The 16400-nt window shown below is 41.1% G+C and carries 10 protein-coding genes and 1 tRNA gene; 4 read left to right on the top strand and 7 right to left on the bottom strand.

Going from position 1 to position 16400, the window contains the following annotated elements:
- Positions 1-36 precede the first annotated feature (36 nt).
- From VB713_RS03665 to VB713_RS03655, 3 genes are all read right to left on the bottom strand, one after another.
- Positions 37-4794, bottom strand: coding sequence for a diguanylate cyclase domain-containing protein (locus tag VB713_RS03665; RefSeq protein ID WP_323310227.1), 4758 nt, complete (start codon positions 4792-4794; stop codon positions 37-39).
- Between the two features lie 288 nt (positions 4795-5082).
- Positions 5083-5155 (bottom strand) — tRNA-Arg (locus VB713_RS03660).
- Positions 5156-5188: 33 nt separating this feature from the next.
- Positions 5189-6382 (bottom strand): murein hydrolase activator EnvC family protein, encoded by a 1194-nt coding sequence (locus VB713_RS03655; protein ID WP_323310226.1) that lies wholly within the window; start codon positions 6380-6382, stop codon positions 5189-5191.
- 125 nt (positions 6383-6507) lie between these two features.
- On the opposite strand from VB713_RS03655, the gene VB713_RS03650 reads away from it, so the two are divergent.
- A complete protein-coding gene (locus VB713_RS03650; RefSeq protein WP_323310225.1) occupies positions 6508-6801 on the top strand; it encodes a hypothetical protein in 294 nt (97 codons plus the stop codon).
- Between the two features lie 192 nt (positions 6802-6993).
- Here the strand turns inward: VB713_RS03650 and trmFO are convergent, their stop codons facing one another.
- Entirely contained in the window at positions 6994-8316 is a 1323-nt protein-coding gene (trmFO, locus tag VB713_RS03645; protein WP_323310224.1) for an FADH(2)-oxidizing methylenetetrahydrofolate--tRNA-(uracil(54)-C(5))-methyltransferase TrmFO, read from the bottom strand.
- 205 nt (positions 8317-8521) lie between these two features.
- Between trmFO and VB713_RS03640 the strand changes: the two genes are divergently transcribed.
- From VB713_RS03640 to VB713_RS03630, 3 genes are all read left to right on the top strand, one after another.
- The gene (locus VB713_RS03640; RefSeq protein WP_323310223.1) at positions 8522-9154 is read left to right on the top strand and encodes a TetR/AcrR family transcriptional regulator; all 633 of its coding nucleotides are present in this window, start codon (positions 8522-8524) and stop codon (positions 9152-9154) included.
- A gap of 55 nt (positions 9155-9209) precedes the next feature.
- Positions 9210-10619, top strand: a complete 1410-nt coding sequence (locus VB713_RS03635) for an HlyD family secretion protein (RefSeq protein WP_323310222.1) — start codon at positions 9210-9212, stop codon at positions 10617-10619.
- A 188-nt stretch (positions 10620-10807) separates the two neighbouring features.
- Positions 10808-12412 carry a DHA2 family efflux MFS transporter permease subunit gene (locus VB713_RS03630; protein ID WP_323310221.1) on the top strand — a complete coding sequence of 535 codons (1605 nt, stop codon included), beginning with the start codon at positions 10808-10810 and terminating at the stop codon, positions 12410-12412.
- A gap of 774 nt (positions 12413-13186) precedes the next feature.
- Here VB713_RS03630 and VB713_RS03625 read toward each other — a convergent pair.
- The 3 genes from VB713_RS03625 to VB713_RS03615 all read right to left on the bottom strand — a co-directional run bounded on the left by VB713_RS03625 (position 13187) and on the right by VB713_RS03615 (position 16360).
- A complete protein-coding gene (locus VB713_RS03625) occupies positions 13187-13948 on the bottom strand; it encodes a hypothetical protein (protein ID WP_323310220.1) in 762 nt (253 codons plus the stop codon).
- A gap of 558 nt (positions 13949-14506) precedes the next feature.
- A complete protein-coding gene (locus VB713_RS03620) occupies positions 14507-15070 on the bottom strand; it encodes a Uma2 family endonuclease (protein ID WP_323310219.1) in 564 nt (187 codons plus the stop codon).
- Between the two features lie 135 nt (positions 15071-15205).
- Positions 15206-16360, bottom strand: coding sequence for an iron-containing alcohol dehydrogenase (locus tag VB713_RS03615; protein ID WP_323310218.1), 1155 nt, complete (start codon positions 16358-16360; stop codon positions 15206-15208).
- Between the last annotated feature and the right edge of the window lie 40 nt (positions 16361-16400).

Genomic DNA, 16400 nt, shown 5'->3' with positions numbered 1-16400 from the left:
TTCCTAGCCCTAACTAAAAGACTTTTTCCGCAAACCCTATTTACGAATACTGGTTCGTAAGCGATCGCGTCCTTCCATTTTAGCTTGATAAAGTGCCTGATCTGCCTCTGCAATTAGAGCCGCAGGGGAAGATATCTGATCAGGAATGATACTGGCAACGCCCATGCTGAGAGTGATGTAATCGCTGACAGCAGAATTTTTGTGAGTAATTTTTAAGGCTTTCACTTCGGCACGAATGCGTTCTGCTACTTGCACAGCCCCTTGTGTAGAGGTGTTTGGTAGCACAATTACAAATTCTTCACCGCCATAACGAGCGACTAAATCATCTGGGCGATTTCCGGCTTTTTTGATAGCAGCAGCTACTTGGCGCAAACAATCATCCCCAGCGGGATGGCCATAGGTATCATTGTAAAGCTTGAAAAAGTCGATATCGCACAAAATAATTGACAAAGGTGCTTGATCTTGATTCATCTGTTCCCACATTTGAGACCAGTATTCATCAAATCGACGACGGTTAGAAATTTGGGTTAGGCCGTCTACCGTGGCTTGAAGTTGTACTTGTTGATATAATTCAGATTGTTTAATAGCGATCGCTACTTGAGTTGCTAATTGACTCAACAGACTAATTTCCAATTGTCGCCAATGGCGCGGGCCACTACATTGATGGGCAATCAGCAAACCCCACAATTTTTGTCCTTGAAGAATCGGTACTACTAAATTAGCTCGGACTTGGTGTTCAGCAAGTAAATCCAAGTGGCACTGACTAATCCCCGCAGTATAGATATCCTCAATAGCCCGCACTCTTCCATCTAGATATTGAGGAACATAGATATCTTTAAAACATGGTTCCTCAATCACTGTTTTGAAAATGGGATTAAAGCCATTACCGACGGATTCCATTGCGACTACACCAGACCAATTTGACTTAAAGCGATAAACAATCACTCTGTCTGTTTGCAGAAATTCTCGTACTTCCTTCACCGTGGTATCCATGATTTCGTCAAGATCCAAGGATTGCAAGATACGTTGAGTGATAGTCGCCACCAATTTTTCCCGTTGATTTTGCAACCGCAGTAAATCTTCTGTTTGTTTGTGTTCTACACAACGGGCAATATCTTCAGCAATAACGGCTAATTGAGTCAAAGTACCTTGAGTTAGCGGTTGACGGGTAAATAGCGTCATCACTCCGACTACCGAATGTTCTATTACCAATGGGTAGCCAGCAAAAGCCTGTATTTTTTCTTGCTTTGCCCATTCTTGATCACTTAAATCAAGTTCTTTCCTGACTGTATTCGTCTGGAATGGCTGACAATTTTCAGTAATCCAATCAACTTTAAATGTGCTGATAGCGATGTCTAAGGAGGGCAGAGTGCAAGGCTCACTCGCTTGTAAATCCATGTTTTCGCTAGTTTGATTGAGTGTCCAGATGCCAACGAAGGCAATATCTAGATGTTTAACCAGGGCTTCTGTACATTTTTGCAGCAGCATAGGTAACGGTTCCTGCTGAGAAAGAAGACTAGCAATATGAGATGCCAACTGAGCCAAGTTGACTTGTTCAACTAATAATTTTTCTGTGTCTTGATAGGCTGTGATGGTTTTTTCTAGTTGTTGTTGTAACCCTTCCAAGGCATTAGCGCGGTGCAGTTTCTTTTTTAAAAGTCGTTGCGATATCTGGTTACGGCGTAACTCTAGTTTAGTTAATACCTGACCTGCGAGAATTTTTAATGTTTCTAGTTGTTCTGGACTTAATTCTCTGGGTACATAATCGGCAACGCAGATAGTTCCTAATGCAAAACCCTCATTTGTCACCAGGGGAGCGCCAGCATAAAACCGCAATTTCGGATGAGATGTTACTAGGGGATTAGTGGCAAACCGACTATCAGCTAATGTATCTGGGACGATTAATAAATCATTTTGGCAGATAGTATGGGAGCAGAAAGCGATCACTCTAGGAGTTTCGGTAATGCTTAACCCCAGCTTAGACTTAAACCATTGTCGCTCTTCATCTATCAAGCTGATAAAGGCAATGGGTGTTTGACATAACCGCGCCGCTAAACGGGTGAGATCATCAAAGGCTTCATCGGGAGGCGTATCAATAATTTGATATTTCTTCAGTGCGGCTAATCGCTGCGGTTCCCTGGCCGGGAAGGGGCTAATTTGAGTAGATTCAATACTAGACTGAAGAATATGCTGTGAGTCTGCTTGGGGTAATTTTTCTAGCAGGAATTTGGTAGCAGCTTTCCCACTCAAGGGTTTACTTAAAAAATAGCCTTGGACAGTATCACAATTAGCTAATCTGAGAAATTCTAATTCTTCTAAAGTTTCTACACCCTCAGCTACTAAGGTTAAATTGAGTCCATGTCCCAGAGAAATCACAGATGTGATAATTGCCGCATTGCTGGAATTTTTAGTTAAGTTGCGAATGAATGATTGATCTATTTTTAAACTAGTTAGTGGGAAATACATCAGCAAACTTAAAGAAGAATAACCAGTACCGAAATCATCCATAGAAATGTGAATCCCTAAAGCCTGGAGTTCCCGCAAGGCAGAAACGGTAAAATCTACATCTTGCATCAGCAGACTTTCGGTAATTTCTAATTCTAAATATTCAGGATCTAGCTGGGTTTCCTGTAAAATCTCGGTAATGATTTGCACCAAGTTAGGTTGCTGGAATTGACGAGCAGAAAGATTAACTGCAATTCGCAACGGCGGTAATCCGGCTAACTGCCAAATGCGATTTTGGAAACAAGCAGTGCGTAATACCCACTCACCAATTTCGCAGATTAATCCTGTTTCTTCTGCTAGAGGAATAAATTGGGCAGGTGAAATTAGCCCCATATCTGGATGATGCCAGCGCAGTAATGCCTCCATGCCTTTAACTTGCCCGGTTTTGAGGTCTATTTGGGGCTGGTAGTGCAGTAATAATTCTTGTCTACCTAAAGCTTTGTAGAGGTTATTTCCTAAGATCAATTTTTCAAAGGAAGTGGCATTCATGGTTGCTGTATACAACAAGTAATTATTTTTGCCTTGTTGCTTGGCGCGGTTCAGGGTAGAATCTGCGTGTTTTAGTAGGGTTTCTGCCTCTTCACCATCGTAGGGAGCGAGGGCAATACCAATACTTGCAGTGATATGCAGTTCTTGTTGGTCTACTTGAATAGGTTTAGCGATAACTTCGAGAATCTTCTCAGCAATTTGGGTGGCATCGTTTGCACAATTGATGTGAGTGAGGAGGAGGGTAAATTCGTCATCTCCCCAACGCGCTACGGTGTCTCCTTCTTTCAGACAGCCCTTTAGCCGTTCTGCGACAATTTGTAATAAGCGATCGCCTACAGCATGACCCAAGCTATCATTAATCCGTTTGAATCGATCCAGGTCTAGAAACATAACTGCCAACATTTCTCCCCGTTGGTGAATGTTCACCAATGCCAAAGCCAGGAGTTCATCAAATAACAAACGATTGGGCAACTTGGTGAGTAAATCGCAAGAAGTGTGATGGCGCAGTAAATTCTCGACTCGCTGCTGCATGATAGCGATATACAAATGCATTCCAAAGGATTGCACTAGCTTGATTTCGTTCTGAGTCCAGGGCTTTGCCTGTCCGGTTTTGATTTCTTTCCAAGCTGCAAAAGATTCACGGGGGCGTAAATTGCGTTTGTCCTGATCCCAGCGTCCTGCCCACAAGGTTTCTGTTTCCATTTCTGGACGGAAAAGCGTTAAGCAACCTAAATATTGCTGTTGATATTGCAAGGGAATGATCAGTACTGATCTAATTGAGGTGGCTTCAAAGGCAGCAACTAGCGGTTTCAGGCGGGCATCTTGGTAAAAGTCGGCAATGGTATAGGAATAAACAGCACCTGGTTGATTGACTGAAAATTCTGTTTTTTCCCAGGTTTTCATCACTTCTGAGAACTGACGGGGGCTGACTGCCAGCACACCTTGCCATCCCATTAGTTTCTGCCACACCTTGCTTTCTTCAATGAAGTTTTGATTTGGTTGTTCACCGCAGGTATATATCTGAGCAGGGCGTTCAGCCATATCAGCTGTGATGTAGAGTCTCCCACTGGTTGCGCCTAGTGTGGTGACTATGTGTTCGAGAACTTTCTGCCGCACCTCTTCTGGAACTACGGCAGTACCAAGCCAGTCTTTAATGTGATTAATGGAGGCTTCATGCTGTGCTTGCTGTTGCGCTTGGGTAAATAGGTTTGTTTGAGCGATCGCAATCAACAATTGGTCTACTAGGAGTTGTACTATCTGTAATTCTTGTTCTGTAAAGGGTCTAGGTTGAGTGTGGTGTGCAACCATCAACCCCCATAATTCATTTTGGTATAAAATCGGTACGGCCAGGGAAGCGGCTACACCCATTGTTTTTAGATATTGCAGATGACATGGATCTACAGATTTGTAGCGAATATCTTCTTGATTTTGATTGTTAAGAACCCCGAAAGATTTGATGCGGCTGAGGGTTTTGCGCTGAGAACTCACGTCTACAATGATTCTTTGCCGGGCTGTGATGAAGAGTTCCCGTGATTGCGGTGGAATGTCGCTGGCTGGAAAGTGCAATCCTAGTAATGAAGGTAAGCGTTTGCTCTCAATTGATTCGGCAACTACCTCACCACTGCCATCTTCATGAAATTGATAGATTTTTACACGGTCTACCTTGAGAAATGTGCGAATTTCCGCTGCTGTGGTGGCTAATATTTCTGGCAACTCTAGAGATTGAGAAATGCGATCGGTGATGTAACTGAGCAGGTTGCCTTGATACACCTCTTGCTGAGAAGCCAATTTATTTTTCATACTAGTGATTCCACCCAGTGCAGTCGGTTTAAAGCCTTAACTCTTTCTTAATTATTGAATACTCAGGCGCTTTTGTATTTAATATTACTAAAACTTTATGTTTTCAATATGTTTCCCTTATAAATCAAGGTTGGTTGAAAACCCTGAAATTGAAACCTTAAAACTTTTTGGGTTTTAATATCTTTGTAAGTCGCGGATCTATCTATGGGAGAAGTTCCCGACAGGTAAGCAGTATGGGAATTCTGGATTATGCCTATTTAAATTTTGTTGATATCTCATCAAAGAAAACGAGCGCGGAGGGATTTGAACCCCCGACCCACAGGACCGGAACCTGTTGCTCTATCCACTGAGCCACGCGCCCTCATACAAATTTTAGTATAACACATTTTTTGAATTACAAGTAATTTGCTGGGTCAACGGGTGAACCATTGCGGCGAACTTCAAAATGTAGATGGGGGCCTGTCGATAAACCTGTGGAACCGACAGCAGCGATCGCTTGTCCTTGTTGCACAGATTGCCCTTCTGTCACATATAATTCGCTGCTATGTCCATAAAGTGTGGTGATACCTTTACCGTGATCTATAATCACAGCTTTGCCATATCCACCATACCAACCTGCAAAAATTACTGTTCCTGAATCTGCGGCTCTAATGGTGCTACCATAACCAGCAGCAAAATCTAAACCTGCATGAAAGCGTCGATAACCAAGAACTGGGTGCATTCTCCAACCAAAGGGACTGCTGGTTGGTGCATCACTAGGAAATGCAAAGATACCTGTACCACGAATCCAAATTTTACTATTGGCTTTTGCTTGTGCTTCTCTGGCTATTTGTTCAGCGATCTTTTGTTGAATTAAAACTGTCAAATTTCGGGAATCTTGTTCTAGCTGATTTTGCGCTGCGGCCAAGGCCAAGCGATCGCTATTTAGGCGTTGAATTAATTCAGTTTGTGATTGTGCCTGAGTTTGATAATCAGCTTTTTGTGCGAATAATTGCTCTCTAATCAAAGCAATCTGGTTTTTTTGGCCTTCTACTTCTGTTCTTTGGTCAATTAATAACTTGGCTTCTGCTGCGAGTTTAGCCAAAATTCGCTGGTCTGCTCGATAAACCAACTTTAACTGGTAACGACGACTAATAAAATCACTGATATTTTCACTTTGTAGTAAAACAGCTAATCCTTGAGAAGCGGGAGAACGCTGAAGATATCGCAATCGCGCTACTGTGGCTACCTTTCGTTCTTCATAAGTACTTTCTGCTGTCAGTAAATCAGCTTCTAACTGCTGGAGACGTTCATTTGCTGATTTTAATCTGGCTTCGCTCTCTTGAATATAGCTATTAGTAGTTTGCAGATTTTGATTTAACCCATTTAGGTGTTGTTCGGCTGCATTCTGGACATTAGTTAAGCGATCGCTCTCCTTAACTACATTCTCACGTTCCTGATTAATTTGCTGCTTTTGTTGTTTCAGGTTATCAATTGCAGGTGAAGATGTCGCATATACTGGTAGAAATACTAAAACACAGCACAAAATGCAGCACAATGTCAGCAACCACCATCCAAATCTGATTTTTTGCAAAAATGCTGTGTTCATGCCATTATATTTAGCCAAAAGGTGCAAGCACTAACAGTATTATGCCCAAAACCTGGCAAAATTTAACACCCATCTGAGGGCAGGGGGAAGAAAAGTCACTTTGATTTGGTGAACTTGGATTATCTATGAAGACACGACAAGGAATTTTATTACTGACTTTAGTTTTACCGGGGTTTCTAGTATTGGCAATATCACTGTATTATTTTGGTACAGATTATACCGCATTAATCAAAGCTGAAACCTATGTGACACAATTGGCAGAGGCAGAAAATGCTAATCAAAGAAAGTTAGATCATGCTTATCACCGAGCTTTAGCCCATCGAATTAATGTTTTTGCAGATGGTACTTGGGGATTATTAGGAGGTTTAATTACTTCATTAGGTATACATGGTTTAGTAACATTGAGAGAGAAAGGTTAAAATCATTCGTAATTAAAAATCTTTATCTCCGTCAACTTAAACTGTTAGTATTCAAGATGGAAAATATTCCGAGTCAGGAGAATAAAAGCTTTTCGAGTAAGATGTGATGATTTTGATAAAATCCCATTTCTCTCTAGTCCTGATTTCATAAGTATTCTGAACTCCTGACTCCTGACTCCTGAATTCTTACATTTAAACTGCTAAATTTTCCGTTTTCCAACTTGCCAAATCTGCCAAAGAGCGATCGCGGTAACGTCCATATTTTTCGGGTTTACTCTTGATTCTCACACCTAAATCTGGGACAATGCCAAAATTAGGAGCCATTGGTTGAAAATGCTTTGGTGCAGCGGATCTGATGAACTCAAACAAAGCGCCCATCATTGTTGTCACGGGCAAAATTAGCGGTTCTTTACCAACAGCTAACCGCGCTGCATTTGTTCCTGCTAACCAACCACCAGCGGATGCAGCAGTATAACCTTCTGTACCTATTAATTGTCCCGCAGCTAATAAAGTTGGACGTTGTTTAAATTGCAAACTTGCAGACATCAATTGTGGTGCATTTAAAAAAGTATTCCGGTGCATAACTCCTAATCTGACAAACTCGGCTTTTTCCAAACCAGGTATCATTTGAAATACTCGTTTTTGTTCACCCCAACGCAGATTAGTTTGAAATCCTACCATATTCCAAAGTTGACCGGCTTTATCTTCTTGTCGCAATTGAATTACCGCATAGTTACGTTCTCCATTCCGAGGATCAGTTAAACCCACAGGTTTGAGGGGTCCATAGCGCATGGTATCTTCCCCTCTGCGTGCCATTTCTTCAATTGGTAAACAAGCTTCAAAAAATTTCGCCGTTTCTTTTTCAAAGTTTTTTAATTCTGTTTGTTCAGCTTGACGTAACTCTTCCCAAAATCTTAAATACTGCTCTTTATTCATAGGACAATTAAGATAAGCTGCTTCACCTTTGTCATAACGGGAAGCCATAAAGGCAATATCTTTATTGATAGAATCGCCAACAATAATTGGACTAGCGGCATCAAAAAAGTTGAGATATTCCATGCCGGTAAACCGCTGTAAATCTGCGGCTAAATCGGGACTGGTTAAAGGACCAGAGGCTAAAACCACAATCCCGTCAGGAATGGCGGTAACTTCTCCCCGGCGAAAATCAATTAAAGGATGATTTGCTAAAGTTTGGGTTAAATCTTCACCGAATTGTCCTCTATCTACCGCTAAAGCCCCACCAGCAGGGACGGCGTGTTCATCGGCTTTAGAAATAATAATAGAACCCAGTTGGCGTAATTCTTCATGTAATAGACCCGCTGCGCGATCGCTTGCCATAGCCCCGAAAGAGTTACTACAGACCAATTCTGCTAAATTTTCGCTGTGATGAGCAGGGCTGAAGCGTTTGGGGCGCATCTCATGCAGAATTACAGGAATACCAGCTTGGGCTATTTGCCATGCGGCTTCTGTTCCTGCCAGTCCACCGCCAATTACTTGTATAGGTTGTTGTGTCATAGTGTTTTTTTTATTTGGAAATTTCTAAAGATAAATTTTAGGGATTGTATTCCATACTATTACAGCTTCTATGATTGCGTCTCCTACTTCTGACGACTTCATTCTTGAGGCTTTGACACTAATGACACCACAAAAAATTTTTTTCTACACATAGCCAGAAAAATTTGCTATTGTAAATATGTAAGCACTAACTTACATTAAAATTATGAGTCGAACAAGTCGAGGAACAGCCGCAACCCGAAATTGCCTTTTGAAAGCCGCCATTGAAGTGTTTTCTCAAAAAGGCTACGTTGGCGCGGCCACCCGTGAGATAGCCAATCTTGCAGATGTTAGTGAAGTCACCTTATTCCGGCATTTTCAAAGTAAAGAACAACTTTTGAAAGCCGTGGTTCAACACATTACGGCATTGCGGACAGATATTGCTGACCAAGCCGAGTGGAGTTATGACCTCTACAGGGATATGCTGCATTATGCCCAGGTTTACGATCAAATGCTGGAAGAGAATCAAGCCCTATTTCGGATGTTTATTGGCGAAGCGCAGAGGCATCCCATAGAAGCTGTTGAGGTAGTTCAGCAATCATTTCTCCCATTTCGTGAAAAGCTAATTGCCTATCTGCAAATCTCTATTGAAAAAGGCAGTGTCCGTCCAGAGGTGGATTTGCTTCTAGCTGTAGATCAATTTACCGGCGTACTTCTATCGGGAATGATTCGTCGTCATGTTTCCCTTGTTAGTCGGGGTTATAGCCGCCAGCAATATATCGAAGGCTGTGTGGATTTATTCGTGCGAGGAATCGGTACAACATTTGCTATTCCTAACCATACTTCGTCGGCAACATAAATAAATTTATTGAAATTCCTTCATCACATTGCGATCGCATAAGTTGAGATAAATTATGAAACCACTCACCGATAAAAACTATATCAACAAACTCGATACCATTGATCTTGATGCTCTGCCAAAAATAAAACTGCCAGATTCAGAGTTTCAAGATCAGCAGAATCAACAAGATTCCGCCAATGGTTATGTAACCACCAAAGAAAAAGAGGAAACGGAAAAACCACAAGTAGTCCACAAAAATAAATTTGGTCGAGGACTATTGCTAGTAATTGGTGCGATTACCCTGACAGTGGGATCTATTTTCGGGGCGAGGTGGTGGCAATTTCAAAATACCCACGTTTCTACTGACAATGCTCAAATCAAAGGACACCTCTCTCCTATCTCTGCTAAAATTCCCGCCACAGTCCAGCAGGTGTTGGTCAAAGATGGTGATTATGTAAAAGCTGGTCAATCTTTAGTAATTCTCGAAGACCAAGATTTGAGCTTGAAAGTGCAACAAGCCCAAGCAGCAGTGGCTGCGGCTAAAGCCCAATTAAAAGAGGCTAAAGATACGGTCAATGTTACTAGCCAAACCAATCCGACTCAGGTACAACAAGCACAATCAAATTTAGCCACCAAAGCCTCAGCAGTGAGTGCAGCCCAAGCAAATATCAATCAAGCTTTGGCAAAGGTGGAAACCAATCAGGCAGGTGTTAATCAGGCGCAGACTGCTGTAAATAAGACACAGACAGATTTTCAGCGTTATAAACAGCTATATCAAGAAGGGGCAATTTCCGCACAACAGTTAGATACTACACGAGCAGCTTATGAGAATGCTCAAGCCGAATTGATAGCAGCTAAAAAGACAGTTACTCAAACTCAAGCTGAAGTAAAAAACGCTCAGGCTCAACTACAAAGCGCACAAGCCGGAGTTGCACAGGCTCAAGGACAAGTGGCTGAGAAATTAGTATTTGGGCAGAATATTACTGTGCAGAAGGATCAGCAAGAACGAGCCAAGGCGCAACTTGAGCAAGCAAAAGCAACTTTGCAACTAGCTCAACAACAGTTGAAATATACCACAATCAACGCCCCTATTAATGGATATGTGGGACAATTCACTGCCCAAGTGGGTGAAAAAGTGCAAATTGGACAGCCTTTGCTATCAGTCGTATCTCTGCAAACTGATGCTATTTATGTGGATGCCAACTTTAAGGAGACGGCGTTGGGTAAGCTGCAAATTGGTGAGAAAGCTGAGGTAGAAGTTGATGCCTATCCGGGTCAAGTCTTCGACGCTACCATTGCAGGCATCAGTCCAGCTACCGGCTCTAGTTTTGCTCTAATTCCACCTGATAATGCGACTGGTAACTTTAATAAGGTGGTGCAATGGGTTCCAATTCGACTAATGTTTGCACAAAACACTGACCCACAACACAGGCTCAGACCGGGATTAAGCGTTAAGGTCACGGTGAATACGAGTAATGAGTAATGAGTGCTGAGTGCTGAGTGCTGAGTGCTGAGTAATGAGTGCTGAGTAATGAGTTTTGAGTGTGGGTTGGGGTTGTATTGATCTTCTACTTCCTACCTCTTGCCTCCTGCCTCCTGCCTCCTGCCTCCTGCCTCCTGCCTTCTGCCTCCTGCCTCCTCCCCCCTTATACATTTCTTTCTAAATTTACAATGTCTACAAACCGTAATTCCTCATCAGGATTGAAAAAACCTGCCTACGATGCAGATGGGTATGTGCAGGGTTCACTGAAATGGGCGATCGCTCTGACGGCATCTTTAGGGGCGATTTTGGAGGTAATTGATACTAGTATTGTTAACGTTGCTTTGGTAGATATACAGACAACTTTGGGGGCAACGATTACAGAAATTGGTTGGGTTGTGACTGGTTATGCGATCGCTAATGTGGTCTTGATTCCCCTGTCTGCATGGTTGGGTGATGTCTTTGGCAAGAAAAGCTACTTTGTGTTTTCGATGGTTGGGTTTACGGTTGCCTCGGTGTTGTGTGGTCTATCCATTAACTTACCGATGTTGGTCGTTGCTCGTATTCTTCAAGGCTTGTGTGGCGGTGGACTGCTGGCAAAAGCACAGGCGATTCTGTTTGAAACCTTTCCTCCTTCAGAACAGGGTGTAGCTCAATCTGTGTTTGGAGTTGGAGTGATTGCTGGCCCCGCGATTGGCCCTACTTTAGGCGGCTATCTAACTGATACATTAGGATGGCGCTGGATTTTCTTTATTAATTTGCCTATTGGGATTATCGCTGTAATTATGGCGATCGTGTTCCTGCAACCCGACAAAAAGAAGCATTCCCAAAGCCAGCGGCGAGTTGATTGGGCAGGAATTGCTTTGTTATGTATTGCTGTAGGTGGTTTACAGGCGTTTTTAGAGGAAGGGGAAAAGGAAGGTTGGTTTGAATCAGGTTTTATTACAACTCTAGCTATATCGGGTGGTATTGGGCTAATTCTATTTATCTGGCGAGAATTGAGTACGAAAGCGCCAGCGGTTGACTTGCGGGTACTCCGGCATAAATCTTTAGCAGCGGGAAGTCTTTACTCTGGAATTCTGGGTATGGGACTGTATGGAGCTTTATTTACCGTACCTTTGTTTACTCAGGGAGTACTCCACTTTTCGGCAACACAAACCGGATTTTTACTAGCTCCGGGAGCTTTGGCTTCAGCTATTATGATGGTTCTCTTGGGTAAAATTTCCAGTAAGGTAGATGCTCGGATTTTAATTGGATTAGGGGCAGTTGGTACGGCTGCTGTGATGTTTGATTTAGCAAAAATTACGCCCCAAACTGGCACAGATGATTTATTCTGGCCTCTGGTATGGAGGGGTGCGGCTACAGTTTTGATGTTCTTACCTCTGAGTTTGGCTACCCTGGGTTCTCTTCCTAAAGAAGATATATCTGCGGGTTCTGGTTTTTATAATCTCAGTCGTCAGTTGGGTGGAAGTATTGGGATTGCGATTTTAACTACACTACTCAGTCAACGAGAGTCTTTCCACCGCGCCATTTTATTAGCAAAACTGACTCCCTATGACCCCCAGACAAGTCAACGGCTGAATGCTCTGACAGGATTATTTGCAAATAGGGGTGCTGATGCCACAACTGCTCACCAACAAGCGATCGCTTCCCTGGCACAATTAGTTAATACCCAAGCGGCAATTTTATCCTATGCAGATATTTTCCGTTTTGTCGGTATTGTCTTTCTCTGTTCATTACCTTTATTAATTTTTCTAGGTAAGGGAAAAGTCGGAAAAGCGCCACCTGTTCATTAGTTTGGAGTCAGGAGGCTAAGGCTGTACTGGAAATAGAAGCAAACTGTTACATTCATGCTGATATCGCAGCCGAAGCTATTTACTTACTTATTTAATTTCTGATTGAAAGCCAAAGAATGTACGGCGGCTACTATGTTTGATGCCATGAGTTCACCGTACATTTGTTAATCACTGATTATAAACAGTTAAAGAGCAAACGTCAATATCTATTTTTTGAACATAGCGTCGGAAACTCAAATACCCGACTTCTCTAAGCAGTCAGGTATTTTTTTATTCACAAATTTTCAGGAAAGCTATGGGGAAATACACAGTGGGCAAAAAGTTTGATGCCATGAGTTCACTGTGTATTCTTAAAACTTAGATTATAAGTTTCATGTAATATGTATATATTTGGAATAATTATGATGCCCCTTTCAGGTAGATCAATCCGTTTTAAGCCCTACTCGTCTCTACAAGTTGGTTTTATATACATACTTTATATACTAAATAGTTAGGTAGCAAACGTCAATACCTGTTTTTTATAACGAAAAGGTTCATATCTTCAACTTCTTAGAGAAGTCGAGAATCTGCTTTAATTTGCTAAATCAATTTGGCTCTTCATCACCTGTTATGCTAAATACTCCTACAAAAAACCTTCAAACCCCTACTAAATAAGAAATTACAGCTATTGTCCTTAACGTTTTACGCTTGATTGTAAAATTCAGGATATAACTGCCTGTAAGCCTTGATTTTAAAGGCAAAACCAGGATTTTAATTAAAAATCTAGCATAACAACTACCGAAGAGCCATCAATTTTTTTAGTCCAGCAGCCATAATTTCACCTAAATTATCAGCAAGAATAGATAAACCAGGCTTAAGTTGCCAATCCTGGACTTTTTTGGCCGAAAGAAATCCATGTGCAGAGGCATTTCTGAGAGCTTTAGCTAGTTTCACAGCATCCTCCCAAGACGAAATAGAATTAGCTTGAATAATCCAACGTTCAATGATTTTTTTATCCCCAGCAGTTACTGACAGAAATTCAGCAATTGCATCTTGATCTTTTGCAAGCCATTTATCAAAATTCTCTTTTTTCTTAGGATTTGGTGTATCCAGAGGATTGTAGCTTGGAAGACTGCACTTTTTTATAAGATTAGGAATATCTAGATGTTTTGGTCGTCGTTTTCCTCTCTCGAATCTCTCGAAATTATTCATTAATGCTTTAGTAGTAATTTCAAATCCACTATAAGCAATTACAAGTCGCCATTGAACTCCCCTTATCTTATCTATCTCTCCGCGTTTTAGAGTATCTCCAATAGAAGGTTCATACCAATTAATCGCTTCTTCTGTAAGACGCACTCCTCTAATTACGCATTTAATAACTTTATCAATATGTTCTGGAGCATCAAGATGATCAGGGTTAAAATGTAATAATTTTTGCTGTATCTCACTACATTTAGGGTTATCTTTCCAAGAATTGTCAGGTTTTAAAACGTTATCCCATAGGATTTTTGAGATATTTGTCAAATTATTTTGATTATCTGTAGATGTGTCTGTCATTTTTATTTATTGACTTGTCAAAGAGAATCTAACCAAATAAAGATAAAATTTTAACGTAACCGTTCAGGGGGTGATCAACAAAATGCCCCATATAAGATCAAAGGGAATCAATACGAAAACCACCCTAGATTTGATTTTTTACAGTTTATTTTGAATAAGCAAAAGTCCTATACTGGGATTGAAACTTATTTCTTAGGCATTTTCGGTGCAATTAGGTTATGGCATAAATCACTCCAAACCCTTGCACAATAAGAACCTTGGCGATTTTGGGTAATATTCTACCCCCCTGAACGGTTACAAAATATATAAGCTTGGATTGTTAAAATTGTAACTGTTCATACTCCAGACCAATTAACCTCCGTGTTTCTTTAGGATTTTCTTCAATATGCTTCAGTATATCACTCATGGTTATGTGTCAAAAAACTTCTCTAATGTTCTTTTATCACAGAATGATACTATTTTGGAGATGTCTAATGTGAGAGGTTTTAATATTGCTTGTAGCATTTTGGTTGACTTCTAGAAAATATTGGTCTTTCAATGTTAACTTTAAGGATTTTTCTACTTAAATAAACTATCCACAACACAACTAAATTCAGGCAACAGAGGCGATATTAACTCATCATTAGCAAACAGAGTTTCTACTAATACTAAAATTGCCCTTTCTCTTCGATAAACTTCTATTTGTTGCAACCGCCAATTCATTATCCAATATTCCTGAACACCCCTAGAAGCATAAAGCTTTAATTTCACTTCTTTATCTCGGCGTTCATTTTCCATACCAGCAGAAAGTACTTCAATTACTAATTCTGGCGCACCTGTTAAATGTCCATTATCATCTAATAAAGTTGCTAATCTTTCATTACTTGCCCAAACCACATCAGGAATGACATTATCAGCATCAGTAAAAATAATACCGGGAGCAGTTACAGCTTCTCCTAAACCGGTTTCTCTAGACCAAAGTGTGAGTTCTGTACAAACATTGTTGCAAGCTTTTTGATGTTTCCAATGAGGCGCTCTTGTCACAAATAATTCTCCATTAATTATCTCATAACGGTTACCGTTATCTGGCAAGAGTTCAATGTCTGAGCTTGTCCAGCGTACTCCCTCATATATCTGGGTCATACGGACTCCTGTAGTGGTGATAATTATATTATAGAATTTGTAGCAATATTGTTGTTATCCCAAGTTGAAAAATTTTAGATATTAAAAATTGCTTTGTTATGGGTAGGTATTTTACCTACCCTACAAATTAAATCTCTAAGCGCAAAGAGCTAAAATTTTCTCAACAACTTGCGGGTTAACATCTTTATTTTCCCCCAAAGCTGTCATCCCATGCTTTTCTAAATTCTCGATAACTGCGGGAATGGTTTCTACTCCCACACCATAGTCAGATAAATGAGTGCGAACACCAACTGATTCAAAGAAATCACGAGTTTTAGTAATTGCTGCATCTATCCGTTCATCTTCTGAACCACCGACAATTTCCCAAACTCTATCTGCATATTGTAGAAGTTTTTGTGATTTGCGATCGCGCCTAATAGTCAAAGTGCTAGGTAACACAACCGCCAAAGTTTGAGCATGATCCATACCATGCAACGCTGTCAACTCATGACCAATCATGTGAGTTGTCCAATCTTGAGGTACACCAGCAGCAATTAATCCATTTAACGCCATTGTCGCTGACCAGACTAAATTCGCCCGCGCATCATAATCGGTAGGATTTGCTAAGGTTTTTGGCCCCTCCTCAATCAGGGTTTTCAGAATTGACTCAGCCATGCGGTCTTGTAATGGTGCATTCACCGGATAGGTTAAATACTGTTCCATCACATGAGTAAAAGCATCAACAATACCATTGCTAATTTGCCGAGGAGGGAGGGAGAAAGTCGTTTCTGGGTCAAGAACCGAAAATTTAGGAAACACTAGGGGACTGCTGAAAAATAACTTTTCTTGAGTTTCCCACTTGGTAACAACAGAACTTGTATTCATCTCTGAACCAGTTGCGGGTAAAGTCAAAACCACCCCCATAGGTAAAGCCGCAGTTATCGGTGCGCCTTTTGCTAAAATATCCCAAGGGTCGCCCACAAAAGGAACCGCAGCAGCTATAAATTTAGTCCCGTCAGCAACTGAACCACCACCTACAGCTAACAAAAAATCAATACCTTCTTTGCGTATCAATTCCACTGCTTTCATCAAAGTTTCCAGGTGGGGGTTGGGTTCAATACCACCAAACTCAAATACATTCCTTCCAGCTAATGCCGATTTTACTTGGTCATAAACGCCATTGGCTTTAATGCTACCACCGCCATAGGTGATGAGAATTTTAGCATCTGCGGGAATTTCTGAAGCGATATTAGCAATTTGACCTTTCCCAAATAGGATTTTAACTGGATTGTAAAAAACGAAATTTTCCATGATTAGTCACACAAGGTAATTAAATTTCACCTTGAGTATT

It is taken from the genome of Anabaena cylindrica UHCC 0172 (assembly GCF_034931625.1).
GTDB lineage: Bacteria > Cyanobacteriota > Cyanobacteriia > Cyanobacteriales > Nostocaceae > Anabaena > Anabaena cylindrica_A.
This window is presented reverse-complemented; position numbering and strand designations above follow the sequence as displayed.

Bases quoted from the DNA above. Each gene is read 5' to 3' on its own strand.
- VB713_RS03635 (WP_323310222.1), top strand. From the start codon at position 9,210: ATGAAACCACTCACCGATAAAAACTATATCAACAAACTCGATACCATT.
- VB713_RS03665 (WP_323310227.1), bottom strand. From the start codon at position 4,794: ATGAAAAATAAATTGGCTTCTCAGCAAGAGGTGTATCAAGGCAACCTG.
- VB713_RS03615 (WP_323310218.1), bottom strand. From the start codon at position 16,360: ATGGAAAATTTCGTTTTTTACAATCCAGTTAAAATCCTATTTGGGAAA.
- VB713_RS03620 (WP_323310219.1), bottom strand. From the start codon at position 15,070: ATGACCCAGATATATGAGGGAGTACGCTGGACAAGCTCAGACATTGAA.
- VB713_RS03650 (WP_323310225.1), top strand. From the start codon at position 6,508: ATGAAGACACGACAAGGAATTTTATTACTGACTTTAGTTTTACCGGGG.
- VB713_RS03655 (WP_323310226.1), bottom strand. From the start codon at position 6,382: ATGAACACAGCATTTTTGCAAAAAATCAGATTTGGATGGTGGTTGCTG.
- VB713_RS03625 (WP_323310220.1), bottom strand. From the start codon at position 13,948: ATGACAGACACATCTACAGATAATCAAAATAATTTGACAAATATCTCA.
- VB713_RS03630 (WP_323310221.1), top strand. From the start codon at position 10,808: ATGTCTACAAACCGTAATTCCTCATCAGGATTGAAAAAACCTGCCTAC.
- VB713_RS03640 (WP_323310223.1), top strand. From the start codon at position 8,522: ATGAGTCGAACAAGTCGAGGAACAGCCGCAACCCGAAATTGCCTTTTG.
- trmFO (WP_323310224.1), bottom strand. From the start codon at position 8,316: ATGACACAACAACCTATACAAGTAATTGGCGGTGGACTGGCAGGAACA.